The organism is Nesterenkonia salmonea (assembly GCF_005771525.1).
Classification (GTDB): domain Bacteria; phylum Actinomycetota; class Actinomycetes; order Actinomycetales; family Micrococcaceae; genus Nesterenkonia; species Nesterenkonia salmonea.
The window spans coordinates 34,518-48,170 of the sequence record NZ_VAVZ01000015.1 but is presented as its reverse complement, the minus strand read 5'-3'; the positions used below and the strand labels follow the sequence as shown (position 1 = coordinate 48,170).

At 59.7% G+C, this 13,653-nt stretch carries 15 protein-coding genes; 9 read left to right on the top strand and 6 right to left on the bottom strand.

Features of this window, described 5'->3' with window-relative positions; genetic code table 11:
• Positions 1-7 precede the first annotated feature (7 nt).
• The 3 genes from FEF26_RS06890 to FEF26_RS06880 are packed head-to-tail and all read right to left on the bottom strand — an operon-like array spanning position 8 to position 2,693.
• The gene (locus FEF26_RS06890) at positions 8-976 is read right to left on the bottom strand and encodes a COX15/CtaA family protein (RefSeq protein ID WP_138252805.1); all 969 of its coding nucleotides are present in this window, start codon (positions 974-976) and stop codon (positions 8-10) included.
• On the bottom strand, positions 967-1,731 hold the full coding sequence (locus tag FEF26_RS06885) for an ABC transporter permease (protein ID WP_243730464.1): 765 nt from the start codon (positions 1,729-1,731) through the stop codon (positions 967-969). Before FEF26_RS06885 ends, FEF26_RS06890 begins: the two co-directional genes overlap by 10 nt.
• A complete protein-coding gene (locus FEF26_RS06880) occupies positions 1,728-2,693 on the bottom strand; it encodes an ABC transporter ATP-binding protein (RefSeq protein ID WP_138252804.1) in 966 nt (321 codons plus the stop codon). Before FEF26_RS06880 ends, FEF26_RS06885 begins: the two co-directional genes overlap by 4 nt.
• A gap of 157 nt (positions 2,694-2,850) precedes the next feature.
• On the opposite strand from FEF26_RS06880, the gene FEF26_RS06875 reads away from it, so the two are divergent.
• From FEF26_RS06875 to FEF26_RS06835, 9 genes are all read left to right on the top strand, one after another.
• The gene (locus tag FEF26_RS06875) at positions 2,851-3,507 is read left to right on the top strand and encodes a dihydrofolate reductase family protein (protein ID WP_166432946.1); all 657 of its coding nucleotides are present in this window, start codon (positions 2,851-2,853) and stop codon (positions 3,505-3,507) included.
• A gap of 56 nt (positions 3,508-3,563) precedes the next feature.
• Complete coding sequence (locus FEF26_RS06870) at positions 3,564-4,394, top strand: helix-turn-helix transcriptional regulator (protein WP_138252802.1); 831 nt, start codon at positions 3,564-3,566, stop codon at positions 4,392-4,394.
• Positions 4,391-5,869, top strand: coding sequence for a Fe-S cluster assembly protein SufB (gene sufB, locus FEF26_RS06865; RefSeq protein ID WP_138252801.1), 1,479 nt, complete (start codon positions 4,391-4,393; stop codon positions 5,867-5,869). The genes FEF26_RS06870 and sufB overlap by 4 nt, the downstream gene beginning before the upstream one ends.
• A gap of 78 nt (positions 5,870-5,947) precedes the next feature.
• Entirely contained in the window at positions 5,948-7,243 is a 1,296-nt protein-coding gene (gene sufD, locus FEF26_RS06860) for a Fe-S cluster assembly protein SufD (protein WP_138252800.1), read from the top strand.
• Positions 7,244-7,293: 50 nt separating this feature from the next.
• On the top strand, positions 7,294-8,061 hold the full coding sequence (gene sufC, locus FEF26_RS06855; RefSeq protein WP_138252799.1) for a Fe-S cluster assembly ATPase SufC: 768 nt from the start codon (positions 7,294-7,296) through the stop codon (positions 8,059-8,061).
• A gap of 13 nt (positions 8,062-8,074) precedes the next feature.
• Positions 8,075-9,331 (top strand): SufS family cysteine desulfurase, encoded by a 1,257-nt coding sequence (locus tag FEF26_RS06850; protein WP_138252798.1) that lies wholly within the window; start codon positions 8,075-8,077, stop codon positions 9,329-9,331.
• A gap of 19 nt (positions 9,332-9,350) precedes the next feature.
• Positions 9,351-9,824, top strand: a complete 474-nt coding sequence (gene sufU, locus FEF26_RS06845; protein ID WP_138252797.1) for a Fe-S cluster assembly sulfur transfer protein SufU — start codon at positions 9,351-9,353, stop codon at positions 9,822-9,824.
• Between the two features lie 51 nt (positions 9,825-9,875).
• Positions 9,876-10,205 (top strand): metal-sulfur cluster assembly factor, encoded by a 330-nt coding sequence (locus FEF26_RS06840; RefSeq protein ID WP_138252796.1) that lies wholly within the window; start codon positions 9,876-9,878, stop codon positions 10,203-10,205.
• A 230-nt stretch (positions 10,206-10,435) separates the two neighbouring features.
• Positions 10,436-12,034, top strand: a complete 1,599-nt coding sequence (locus FEF26_RS06835) for an ABC-F family ATP-binding cassette domain-containing protein (RefSeq protein WP_138252795.1) — start codon at positions 10,436-10,438, stop codon at positions 12,032-12,034.
• Here the strand turns inward: FEF26_RS06835 and FEF26_RS06830 are convergent.
• The 3 genes from FEF26_RS06830 to FEF26_RS06820 are packed head-to-tail and all read right to left on the bottom strand — an operon-like array spanning position 12,021 to position 13,617.
• Positions 12,021-12,941, bottom strand: a complete 921-nt coding sequence (locus FEF26_RS06830) for an SURF1 family cytochrome oxidase biogenesis protein (protein ID WP_243730463.1) — start codon at positions 12,939-12,941, stop codon at positions 12,021-12,023. The genes FEF26_RS06835 and FEF26_RS06830 overlap by 14 nt on opposite strands.
• Positions 12,938-13,195 (bottom strand): acetone carboxylase, encoded by a 258-nt coding sequence (locus FEF26_RS06825; protein WP_138252794.1) that lies wholly within the window; start codon positions 13,193-13,195, stop codon positions 12,938-12,940. The genes FEF26_RS06830 and FEF26_RS06825 overlap by 4 nt, the downstream gene beginning before the upstream one ends.
• Complete coding sequence (locus tag FEF26_RS06820) at positions 13,195-13,617, bottom strand: DUF3099 domain-containing protein (protein ID WP_138252793.1); 423 nt, start codon at positions 13,615-13,617, stop codon at positions 13,195-13,197. Before FEF26_RS06820 ends, FEF26_RS06825 begins: the two co-directional genes overlap by 1 nt.
• Positions 13,618-13,653: the final 36 nt, after the last annotated feature.

The following is a 13,653-nucleotide window of genomic DNA, read 5'->3' as shown; positions in this document are numbered from 1 at the left end:
GCAGGAGTCAGGCGATGGCGGAGACCGGCCGAGGCGCCTTTGTGAGACCACGGGTCGCGTAGCGAGCCCGGTATCGGTCAAAGACTTGTGTTGCCGCGACCATGGCAAGGGCCGAACCCAGCATGTGAAGCCAAACAAGCCCCACGGGCAGACCAGCGAAGTACTGCCAGTATCCGAGCACACCTTGAGCCAGGATGACTGCGATCAGGAACCATGCGGCGCGACGCTGATGTCCCGACGTCTTGAGCCGCATTTGCACCACCAGTATGACCACCGCAGCTGCGCACAGCATGTAGACCGGAATGACATGTAACTGCGTCACCAGGTGAAGGTCGAAATCGTGCCGGGGCGAGTTCGGATCTCCTGCATGCGGGCCGGTTCCGGTGACGATCGTGCCCAGCACCAGTGAGGCCCAAGCGGTGACTAAAATGACACCGGCCATGGACCGGGTCAAGGTGTTGGTCTCGCCATCAACGATGCGGTATCCCGGGTTGTCTGCGTTCCGCAGCTCGGCGTTGACGCGGGTCAGCAGTTGGGTGGCTATGAGTACCAGGCCAGCTGATGCCAGGAAGTGAAGAGCAACGATCCATGGATTCAGGTCGGTCCAGACTGTGATGCCTCCGATAACTCCCTGAAGGGGAATGCCTAAGCCGATGATGATGGTCCGAACCACCAATGCCCGGTGCGTAGACCACAGACGGATCACAGCCAGGAACATCGCGACACTAATGATGATGAGCACATAGGTCAGCAGCCGGTTGCCGAATTCGATGGCACCGTGCATTCCCATCTCTGGAGTGGAAACCCAGGAGTCCGCTGTGCAGCGGGGCCATTCGGGGCACCCTAGGCCAGAGTCCGTCAAACGGACGGCCCCGCCGGTGAGAATGATGCCGATATTCGACACCAAAGTGGCCCAGGCCAGAACCTTGGTGAGCCGGGAGATGCGGGATGGGAGGCGGAGGCGAATTACTTCCATGTGAACCACTTTCGTGCGGCAAGAATTGCCGCCAAAGCCCAGGCGGCCAGGATAAGGACAGGTATCACGGCAAGGTGGCCGTTCATTGTGGCGTCGCGCACTGCGTCACCGAGAGCTGCCGAGGGCAGCAGCATCAGCAGAGCGCCGGCACCTTCATGATTCAGCGGCAGTACGGCACCCCCGGCAGCACCCATGAGCACCCATGCGACGTTTGCCACGGCGAGAGTGGCCTCAGCGCGGACCGTTCCGGCGAGGAGCAAACCCAGAGCTGTGAACGCCGCAGCTCCGATGACGACGACGCCAAATAACCAGATCAGCCCGACCGGCTCCGGGGACCAGCCCAGCACCAAACCGGCCCCACCGAGAACAATGATCTGTACGGCAATGACGCACAGCACGGCCAGGGACTTGCCCAAAATCAGCCCGGTCGCCCCAAGTGGGGTCGTGGCAAGGTAGGCGAGCACCCCATATTGGCGCTCGAATCCCGTTGCGATTGCCGCCCCGGTGAAAGCTGAAGCCATCACCGCAAGGCATAGGATCCCGGGAGCTACTGTGTCGATCCCCGGGACAACATCGGTCACGACGTGAGCGCGGTGCAGTCCGATGAGGACCAGCAGCGGCAGAATGAGTGAGACGAGGAGCTGCTCGCCGTTGCGCAATGTGATCCGAGCTTCATACAGACCATGGGCCAGTACACGCCGGTGAGCGGGGGCCGGTTGCGAACGCGGCGGCGGCGTCATCTGTTGACCAGTCATGGGGCCGAGACCTCCCAAAAGACGTCCTCAAGTGTGCGGGCCTCAAAGCTGATTTCGGCGGGAAACAATCCGATCCGTTCCCACCACGCTGCCAATGACGCGAGGTCAGCTGGTGAGGCTATCGCTGGAACACCCCATCGAGCTCCGGCCCGATTGGAGTCACTGTCCAGTTCGAGGGTGAACGGGGCCTCGTCGAGTTCGCCGCTGGTCATGATGCGCGGTGAGGCGAAGCTCAGGCGCCGTGAAGCAGGCCGGTCATGGTCGTCAGCTCCAATGCCGGTCAGCTCGGAGACTGTGCCGTGCCTGACGACCACTCCGTCTTTGAGGATGTACACGGAATCTGCCAGGTGCTGGGCCTCTTCCAGCAGGTGGGTCGTCAGCACGATTCCGATGCCTTGGCTGCGCAGATGACCTATGAGGTCGAAAACCAGTTGACGTGATTGCGGGTCCAGTCCGGCTGAGGGTTCGTCCAGAAATACCAGCTCGGGGGAGCCGATCAGCGCGGCGGCCAAGGCGACACGCTGCTTCTGGCCCCCGGAGAGTCTGCGGATCGAGGTGGACAGAAAACGGGAGAGGTCTAGGCGCTCAATAAGATTATCCAATGGCCACGGATCCTGGTGAAGCTTCGCCACATGGGTCAGCAGTGTGCGCGGCTTGACTGACTGCGGCAGGCCACCGTCCTGCAGCATGACGCCTACGCGGGCACGTAGACCTGCACCCGCGCGGAAGGGATCCTCACCAAGCAGATGCACTGTGCCCGCCGACGGGCGGAGCAGTCCTTGTGCGCAGGACAGCGTTGTGGTCTTGCCAGCACCATTGGGCCCGATAATGACAGTGACCTCACCACGGCGAGCTGTGAGATCTACACCGGAGAGAATCTCAGTCACCCCGCGGGCTGAGGAGGCAGCGCCCACGGCGTAGCGGACACCAGCTAGGCGTAGGCAGGCAGCGGATGAGGACACTGCCACAGTCTAACGTTTTCTACACCCCGTAGAACACGACTCGCAGGTTCATGTCTGGACAGCGGGCCACTCAAACCACTTGCACTATGCATACAGTTATGGTGGAATCGAACCACTGGTTTCACCGTGCAACCAGACAGTTCGCTTGAGGAGCGCCGTGAATACACCTAGGCCGAGCCAAGTCCACGCCAAGGCATTTCCTGGTCGAAGGGTCAGAGACTTCGCGTTCCTGTTCTGCTCCCTCGACGGCTATTACGAAGGTCCTGATCGCGAACTGGACTGGGGAGTGAACGATGAAGAGTTCTTTACCTGGAATCTGCGACAGTGCCGCGAAATCGGAGCTTTGGTTCTGGGTCGGCGGACCTATGAGCACTTCGAGGCATTTTGGACGACTAGTTCAGCCAACGAACAGATGCCTGAGGTGGCGCAGTTCATGAACTCGGTGCCGAAGGTCGTAGTGACAAGGAATGCCGACCTGCGTCCGACATGGAAGGGAACGGAAACCATCGACGGTAAGGACCTCGCCGCGGACATTGAGCGGCTGAGCTCGGAAGTCGAAGGCGATATTGCCATATTCGGGAGCTCAGAGCTGGCAACGTCCCTTCTGCGCGCTGGGCTCATAGATGAGATACGTATCCTGATTCATCCCGTTCTGCTCGGCCGGGGCAGAAGCTTGCTCCATGGTGTGGCCCACCGCATCCGACTCGAAGCTGGGCCCGCGACTGTCTTCCGCTCCGGCAATGTGCTGTTGACCTACCGGCCCCTAGGCGCTGAACCGGGACCGTGGAAACCCGAAGCTGCGGCCCGTCAATGATGGCACTAAGGTCCGCCTTGCTGGATCACTTCTTCTGAATAGGTCACAATAGAGTCATGAAATTCGACGGCGATACGGTTTCGGCTGAGCCCGACCTGGACGCACGCGAGTTTGATGGCACCACCCGCCAGCGTGTACTTCAGCTAGTCGTGGAAGAAGGCCCCATCAGCGCAGCCCAGTTGGGCAGTGAGCTCCAACTCACTGCTGCAGCGGTGCGCCGCCATTTGGACGCCATGACCGAGCAAGGCCTGGTCGAGGTCAAAAACGTCACGAGTCGCCGTAAGGGTGCTGGTCGGCCCTCCCGTCGCTACGTCATCTCATCCCTTGGCCAGCAAGAACTTGGAGATGACTATTTGAATCTGGTGCGGGCCGCTCTGTCCGTGATGGACGAAGAAAACCAAGACGCCGCTGCCCAGTCGCTCGCCAAGAGCTATTTCTCCAGGTTTGAAGAACGGTACGGACCAGCATTGGAAGATGTTGAGGACCTGGACGAACGTACAGAAAAGCTCTCAGCCCTGTTCAGCGCTGACGGATTCGCCGGATTCACTCGGCTGGTGGGGCGGGACAACCCTTTGCTTGCCATGCAGTCCACGCAACTGTGTCAGGGCCACTGCCCAGTTCGGGAAATAGCAGCGGCACATCCGGTGTTCTGTGAAGAAGAGACTGCAATGATCGCTCGGTTACTCGACGTCGATGTTCGCAGACTCTCCACCCAAGCAGCTGGGGCTCACGTGTGCACCACGCATGTGCCAGTAGGCAGAGAGCGACTCGCCGCCGAACGCGCAGCCCGCGCCCAAGAGAGCGCATCAGAGACTTCACAGGCCGGACGTATAGCCGGCCGTAAGAGAATCGTGATTTCCCCGCGTCAACAAGAGAGGTTGTCATGACCGAGCAGATTGCCAAAGCAGAAGAAGTTCTGCGAAACACCGACGATCCCGGCGTCATCCAGAAGGTTCTGGACGACAACCCTGAGCTAAAGGGACTGGGCAACTACGAGTACGGCTGGTCCGATTCGGACACTGCCGGCGCAACAGCTAAGCGCGGCATCGACACCAGCGTTGTTGAGGACATCTCGAACAAGAAGTCCGAGCCTGAGTGGATGCTCAAGCTTCGCAAAAAGGGACTGAAGTACTTCGAGCGCAAGCCGCAACCCACCTGGGGCGCTGATCTTTCTGAGATCGACTTCGACAACATCAAGTACTTCGTCCGCTCAACGGAGAAGCAGGCCCAAACCTGGGAAGACCTCCCTGAGGACATCCGCAACACCTATGAGCGACTCGGCATCCCCGAGGCAGAGCGCGAGCGGCTCGTCTCCGGTGTCGCAGCCCAGTACGAATCCGAGGTGGTCTACCACCAGATCCGCGAAGACCTGGAGGAGCAGGGTGTCATCTTCATGGACACCGACACTGCCCTGAAGGAGCACCCCGAGTTCTTCGAGGAGTACTTCGGCTCGGTTATCCCAGTTGGCGACAACAAGTTTGCGGCGCTCAACACTGCCGTCTGGTCCGGCGGCAGCTTCGTTTACGTCCCTAAGGGCGTTCATGTAGAGATCCCGCTGCAGGCCTACTTCCGTATCAACACCGAGAACATGGGGCAGTTCGAACGCACCCTGATCATCGCTGATGAGGACTCGTACGTGCATTACATCGAAGGGTGCACCGCCCCCATCTACAACACCGACTCACTGCACTCTGCCGTGGTGGAGATCATCGTGCGGAAGAACGCCAGAGTCCGGTACACGACCATTCAGAACTGGTCCACCAACGTGTACAACCTGGTGACCAAGCGCGCAGTGGTCGACGAGGGCGGCACGATGGAATGGATCGATGGCAACATCGGGTCCAAGGTCACCATGAAGTACCCAGCTGTGTACCTCACCGGCGAACATGCCAAGGGTGAGACTCTCTCCGTGGCATTCGCCGGAGCAGGACAGCATCAGGACACCGGGTCGAAAATGGTTCACATGGCCCCGAATACGTCCAGTTCCATCGTCTCTAAGTCAGTTGCCCGGTCCGGCGGTCGCGCCTCATACCGTGGGCTGGTGCAGATCAATCCTGAGGCCAAAGGCTCCGCCAATTCGGTGGTCTGTGACGCTCTTCTGGTCGACACGATCTCCAAGACTGACACCTACCCGTACATCGACATTCGGGAGGACGACGTCACGCTGGGACACGAGGCCACTGTCTCCAAAGTCTCAGAAGACCAGCTCTTCTACCTCATGTCCCGTGGACTGGCCGAGGATGAGGCAATGGCCATGATCGTGCGTGGTTTCATCGAGCCGATCGCTCGCGAACTGCCCATGGAATACGCGCTGGAGCTCAACCGCCTCATTGAGCTGCAGATGGAAGGCTCAGTCGGCTAGTACGCCGGTCAGTGCGCCCCGCAAACATCGCAGTACACAGTCCTGCCTGAAGACAGAAACAAAGGGATCAGAGAACACATGACAGAAACCCCTGAAAAGGTTGCCGGAGTTGAGGTGGGCGAACGCCGCATCTCCATTCCCGGGTTTACCGAAGAGGGCGAGAACCTCGCCGCCGAGACGAACTCCGCCGCAGACCACACACATGGCGGTCTTGGCGAGTCCAAGAAAGTCACCTCTGGCGCGGGTTCTCGCGCCAACCGGCATATTGGATTCGACGTGTCGGGATTCCCCGAACCCACCGGTAGGGAAGAGGAATGGCGTTTCACACCGCTGAAGAAACTCGCCGGTGTCCTCAGCGACATCGCCACAGACGGCGCGGGAACTGACCAGGAGCCAGTCGACTACCAGGTCAGCGGCGCAGTCGAGGGTGTCGAGATCTCAACACTCGCCCTAGGGCAGTCCCCTCGCGGTGCAGTCCTCCAGCCGGCCGACCGCGCCGCAGCAGTGGCCTATAAGAACGTCGATGATGCTCTGCACATCAAGGTCACCGAGGGCACTGAGGTCGCAGAACCCATTCGTGTTGACATCACCGGCAAAGCCGCAGGAGTCCGTGCCAACAGTCACCTGGTGGTAGAAGCTGAGCCCAATGCCAAGGCTGTCATCGTCCTTGAGCATCGGGGGAGTGCCGACTACAACGGCAATGTTGAGGTGAAGATCGCCGATGGAGCGTCCGTGAGCGTCATTTCGCTCCAGCGGTGGAATGACGACGCCGTTCATGTGGGCCAGCACGACGCCGAAGTTGGAAAAGACGCCAAGTATAAGCATGTGGCTGTCACCCTGGGTGGAAGCATCGTTCGACTCAACACCAACTTCCGGTATGCAGCTGAAGGTGCAAGAGCCGAAATGTACGGGCTGTACTTCGCAGATGCCGGTCAGCACATCGAGCACCGTACGTTCGTGGACCACAACTCACCCCGCAACAGTTCAGATGTGCTCTACAAGGGCGCGCTTCAGGGCGAGACTGCACGGACTGTATGGGTCGGAGATGTGCTCATCCGCAAGGAGGCCGAAGGCACCGACTCCTATGAGAAGAACCAGAACCTTGTGCTCACCGACGGCGCCCGCGCTGACTCTGTGCCGAACCTGGAAATCGAAACCGGCCTCATTGACGGTGCAGGTCACGCCTCCTCCACCGGGCGATTCGACGACAACCATCTCTTCTACCTCATGTCGCGTGGTATCCCTGAAGATATCGCCCGCCAGCTCGTAGTGCGCGGCTTCATGAACGAAATCATCCAGAAGATCGAGGTGTCCTCCATCCGGGAATCCCTCGCCGAAGACCTGGAACGAGAACTGCGCATCTCAGGTCACTGAGCCGCCGCACTGTCTTTATCGAAGAACTTTCAAGCAAAGGACCTGAATATATGTCTACTCTCGAGATCAAGGATCTACACGTCTCCATCGAGACCGACCAAGGCACTAAGGACATCCTCAAGGGTGTCTCCCTGACCATCAACTCAGGCGAAATCCACGCCATCATGGGGCCAAATGGCTCCGGCAAATCTACGCTTGCCTCGACCATCGCCGGCCACCCACGCTACGAGGTCACCAAGGGTGAGATCCTTCTGGATGGCGAGGATGTCCTAGAGATGGGACCTGATGAGCGCGCGCAAGCAGGGCTTTTCTTGGCCATGCAGTACCCCGTCGAGGTACCCGGGGTCACTATGACCAACTTCCTGCGCACCGCTAAGACAGCCATCGATGGCGAAGCACCCAAGCTGCGCACATGGACCAAAGAGGTGAAGAACGCGATGGAGAAGCTGCGCATCGACGCTGACTTCGCTAACCGCAACGTCAATGAGGGCTTCTCCGGCGGTGAGAAGAAGCGTGTCGAAATCTTGCAGCTTGAACTCTTCAAGCCGAAGTTCGCCATCTTAGACGAAACAGACTCCGGTCTCGACATCGACGCACTGCGTGTGGTCTCCGAGGGCGTTAATCGTGCGCATGAGGAGAACGGGATGGGCACCCTGCTCATCACCCACTACACGCGGATTCTGAACTACATCAAGCCAAGCTTCGTTCACGTTTTCGTGGATGGGAAGGTCGCAGAGCAGGGCGGGCCAGAGCTGGCCGATGAGCTCGAGGCCAATGGTTATGACCGGTTCCTCACACCCGCTGCGGCGGCAGTCTGAAGACACGTAATCTGTGAATGATCTGCTTGAACTCGCCAGTGACTTCCCGCTCCTGAGCCGCACGGTTCGGGGCGGGAAGCCGTTGGTGTACCTGGATACAGGGGCCACCAGCCAAAAGCCGGAATCCGTTCTGAATGCCGAACGAACCTTCAATCAGACACACAACGCGGCTGTCCACCGCGGTGCACACCAAATTGCTGAAGAGGCCACAGAGGCATTCGAAGCCGCACGCTCAGCCGTAGCTGAGTTTGTAGGGGTCAGTTTCGGCGAAATCGTGTGGACTAAGAACGCCACCGAAGCGTTGAACTTGGTAGCGCACGGATTTCTCAACGCCACCCTCGAACGAGGGGGCAGCGAGGCGTCCCGCTTCCGGCTGACCTCCGGCGACGAAATCGTGGTCACTGAGCTCGAACATCACGCGAATCTGGTGCCCTGGCAGGAGCTTGCTGCCAAAACCGGAGCGAAACTTCGCTGGATACCCGTGACCGAGGATGGCCGCCTAGATCTCGAACAGCTCGATGTCATCACGGAGCGCACCCGCGTGGTGGCATTCACCCACGCCTCTAACGTCACTGGTGCCATCACAGACGTTCCACGCATTGTGGAGCGCGCACGTGAAGTGGGTGCCTTCACAGTGTTAGACGCCTGCCAATCCGCCGCGCACCTGCCCGTTGATCTCCATGAACTGGGAGTCGACTTCGCCGCCTTCTCCGGGCATAAGATGCTCGGGCCCACTGGAGTGGGGGCCCTCTACGGCCGACAGGAGCTGCTCGAGGCACTTCCTCCGTTCCTCACCGGAGGTTCCATGGTCGAGGTCGTCACCATGGAAGAGACCACCTTCATGCCGCCACCTCAACGGTTCGAAGCCGGCACTCAAATGGTGGCCCAAACCGTTGGGCTCCACGCTGCAGTGGATTACCTCAGCGCCGTCGGAATGCGCCAGCTGTCAGCGCACGAGGATCACCTCGCCAGATTGATGCTGGAGGGCGTGGCAGGAGTGCCGGGCGTCCGTGTCCTGGGCCCCACGAGTGCCGAGGACAGGCTTGCTGTCGTCGCCTTCGACGTGCCGGGCGTTCACCCTCATGATGTCGGACAGATACTCGATGACCAAGGTATTGCCGTGCGAGTGGGCCACCATTGTGCACAGCCGGCCCACCGGGCTTTCGGCGTCCACGCCTCCACACGCGCTTCCGCAGGGGTGTACACCACACCAGCGGAGATTGAGGCGTTCATCGACGGACTGCACAGGGTGGTGAAATTTTTTGCCTAGCCCTGCAGGTTCCAGCGCAATGCAGCAGCTCTATCAGCAAGTCATTCTCGACCACTCAAAATCACGGTCGGGTGAAGGCGAACTCTCATCACCGCATGGAGAGTCATTCCAAGTCAACCCGACGTGTGGTGATGAATGCACAGTTCAGGTTGCTGTGGAGGACAACCGCCTGTCCCACTTCGCATGGAGTGGCCGGGGATGCTCAATTTCACAGGCCTCACTGTCGCTCATGTACGAAATGGTCGATGGTGAACCTCTGGACCGGGCCGAGCACCTGGGAGAAACTTTCCGTGAGCTTATTCACAATCGCGGACAGGAACTGAACCCCGAAAAAATGGAACAACTCGAAGACCTCAGCGCCTTCACCGGCGTTGGCAGGTACTCCGCCCGGGTCAAATGCGCACTTTTGGGGTGGATGGCGCTGCGCGACGCTCTTGTTCAAGCCCAGCGCACCACTAGCGGGCCTGGCCAGGCTCCAGAGACTCAGGCATAGTGGAGACCACCACAACGTTATGCCCGTAGACACAACGGGAAGGAAGAACCGATGAGCGAAACCACCACCACTCAAACACCCCTTGAGGATGTCGAAGAGGCACTCAAGGAAGTGATTGACCCAGAATTGGGCATCAATATTGTTGACCTCGGCTTGCTCTACGGACTGCGCTATGAGGACGACGGTGCTCTGATCATTGACATGACGCTGACTACAGCGGCGTGCCCGCTCACCGACGTGCTCGAAGAGCAGGTCGGACAGCACGTCGGCACCATGGTTGATGAATGGCGACTCAACTGGGTATGGATGCCACCATGGGGTCCCGAAAAGATCACTGACGACGGCAAAGAGCAGATGCGCGCCCTCGGCTTCAATATCTGACAGGACCACTCACCACTCAAGCGGCCAAGGTGCAGAGTCGCTCACCGGTTGGTTCCGGTGCGGCTCTTCACCTTCATGGCCCAGCCACGGCGAGTGTCCGTGTTTCACCACGTGAGCGTTTGTGGGCACTATCATCCTGCCTGTGCAACTCATGCAGTGGGCGGCCACATCGTTAAACTGTTGTGGTCGCCCACCCATCATTATCAATTTGTCTTAAGGGAATTTCACCGTTGATCAGCGTATCCAACCTAGAGCTGCGTGCCGGCGCGCGTCTACTAATGGACGGTGTCAGCTTCCGCATCGACCCCGGTGACAAGATTGGCCTGGTGGGTCGCAACGGTGCGGGTAAGACAACTATGACCAAGGTCATGGCGGGTGCTGCGCAGCCCGCTGCCGGTCATATTGACCGACGGGGATCTGTTGGGTATCTGCCGCAGGATCCCAAGGTCGAGAACATGGACCAGACAGCGCAGGATCGGATCCTGGCAGCTCGCGAGCTTGATGTCGTGACCGCGAAACTTCGTCAGGCTGAGGAAGAGATGACCTCGGGCGATGAGGCTGTCCAGCAGAAAGCCATGCGTCGCTACGACAACCTCCAGGCCCGGTTTCAAGCCGCTGGTGGCTACACAGCCGAGTCCGAAGCGGCCATCATATGCAAAAACCTGGATCTGCCGGAGCGCATCCTCTCGCAGCCGCTGCACACGCTCTCCGGCGGGCAGCGGCGCCGTGTAGAACTGGCGCGCATCCTATTCTCCGACGCTGACACTCTCCTGCTCGACGAGCCCACCAACCACCTCGACGCCGACTCCATCGTCTGGTTGCGCGACTACCTGCAGCGCTTTCCCGGTGGCGTCCTCGTCATTTCCCACGATGTGGACCTGATTGAATCCACTGTGAACAAAGTTCTCTACCTCGATGCGATGCGCATGACGGTTGATGTGTACAACATGGGCTGGAAGAAGTACTTGGTGCAACGGGAACAGGACGAGGCTCGCCGGAAACGCGAATTCGCCAATGCAGACAAGAAAGCCACTGCGCTGCGTGCACAGGCGGAGAAAATGCGCGCCAAGGCCACCAAAGCCACGGCAGCGCAGTCCATGTTCAAACGTGCCGACCGAATGATGGCCGGGCTGGAGGGTGAGCGCCAAGCGGACCGTGTAGCGAACATCCGTTTCCCGAAGCCCCAACCCTGCGGCAAGACGCCACTTATGGCCGAAGGGCTCTCTAAGTCGTATGGGTCCCTGGAGATTTTCACTGGACTTGACTTGGCGATCGACCGAGGGTCCCGTGTGGTTGTTCTGGGTTACAACGGTGCCGGAAAGACCACTCTGCTGCGCATGCTGTCGGAGGTATCGGATCCTGACTCCGGTCGCATCATTCACGGACATGGTCTGAAACTGGGTTATTTCGCCCAAGAGCACGACACATTGGACACCAGCCAGTCGGTGCTGGAAAACATGAAGTCTGCCGCGCCGTTCCTCACTGACACCGAGCAGCGAAAAATCTTGGGTTCATTCCTGTTCTCGGGCGACGACGTCGCGAAACCTGCTGGAGTTCTCTCCGGAGGAGAGAAGACGCGTTTAGCGCTGGCGACACTGGTCGGCTCAAGCGCCAATGTGCTGGTTCTGGACGAGCCTACAAACAACCTGGATCCAGCCTCTCGGGAAGAGATCCTGGCCGCGCTGCGCACCTATGAGGGCGCCGTCGTCCTGGTATCCCACGACCCAGGAGCCGTGGAGGCACTTGCGCCTGAGCGGGTGGTGCTGCTCCCTGACGGCGTGGAAGACCTCTACACCCAGGAGTACGAAGACCTCGTCACCTTGGCGTGAGTCGTTGATCGACCCAGGCATCTTCAGCATCTTCGTCTGAGTAGCGGCCCGTTTGGCGGCGCCTCAGCTCCTTGGCACGCCTCTTGCGCTCGAGTTTTTCCAGTCGAGGATCTGCCGAACCGAGAGGCTCACTAGTGCTGGTATCCACAGCGTCGTCGAGCTCTTCAAGGTCCAGATTGCGGCGGTGCACGCGGGCCGCGTAGCCCCAGCCCACAAAGCTGAGCAGCCCGAAAGCCACCCACTGCATCGAGTAGCTGAGGTGCGGTCCTTCATCAAGGCTTGGTCGTGCCAATTGGTAAGGTGCCTCAGCCGGTTCAGGTGATTCCTCCGCCATGCGGGCGTAGGCTCCTTCAACAATCTCGTAGCTCACGTGTTCCTGATACTCCGCGAGGTCAATCGACGCTAGCTGGCCTTCCGGTGCACCACGGTCAATATCTGGCTCCGCCGGCTTCATGCGCGCAACGACCTCAACGTCTCTACCAGGCGGTTCCGGGTTGAACTCAGGAACTGAGCCGTCTGCGCTCGATGTGGGCAGCCAACCGCGGGACACGACGACGACGTCTCCTGTCGGGGCGTCCCGGAATGGCACCAGCTGCTCATAACCCACCTGGCCGCCATGACCACGATTGCGCACCAGCAACGAGTCATCGGACAGGTACTCTCCGCGCAGCTCCACGACCGTCCACTCGTCACTCGGGTCGCCCTCTGCGAAGAGGTTCCTCGCTTCGGTGTAGGAGACGGGGTCTTCGTCATAGTTTGAGACCACGCGATTGATCTCCTCCAAGGCACCTTCGCGGCGGTCCAGCTGCCATTGCCCGAGCATGTAGCAGGCGATGCAGAAAAGAACGCAGATCGCGAGCCATCCCAACCATGAGGGAGACAGGAGGAAAGAGTAACGCTGCTTCACAGACGTACCTCAGTTTCTCCGGCGGTGGTGTTCATAGGTTCAGTGCTGCGCCAGAAAAGACGAGCTTTGAGGAAGTTCTCCAGCCACTCGCGGTGGTCGTCGCACGCCAACCACACCTTGCGCCGTTCTGGGGGGTGGATCTTGGGGTTGTTCCACTTCACCTGCCATGCGGCATGAGCGGTGCACCCCTTACGTGAGCACGGTGGAACGTCTGGTCCCTCATGATCAGAGCTGAGGGCACCCAAGAGGTCCATCAGCCCGGTTCCTCCTCATCGGCGTCGTCGCCGTCGAGTTCACCTGAAATGACGGCTGGGCTGCCATTGCTGGGAGGTGTGGGGGATTCATCCTCTTCTTCCCACCACTGGAGGGGTTCGTCGGGGAGGTCGTCATCCCCATCTGAGAGAATGTTATGCCGTTCCAGGCCCTCAGCTTCACGCCTGGCCATATAGCGGTCGCCACCGGCGTTGGCATCGATCACAGCTAGGTACGGCAGAACCACAGCGGCCACGACGAAGACAATCGCCCACCAACTCTGCCAGACCATCCCGACCACTGCAGCGAGGATGAAGCAGACAATGCGAATCGACATCGCTACGGTGTAGCGAATCATGCGGGCCCGCTGCTCCACGCTGTGCTTCAGCGGAGCGTCGGTGATGGAATGGACCGGATTGGTCATCACTTCATTCTACGCGGTGTAGAACAGCCTGTCAGG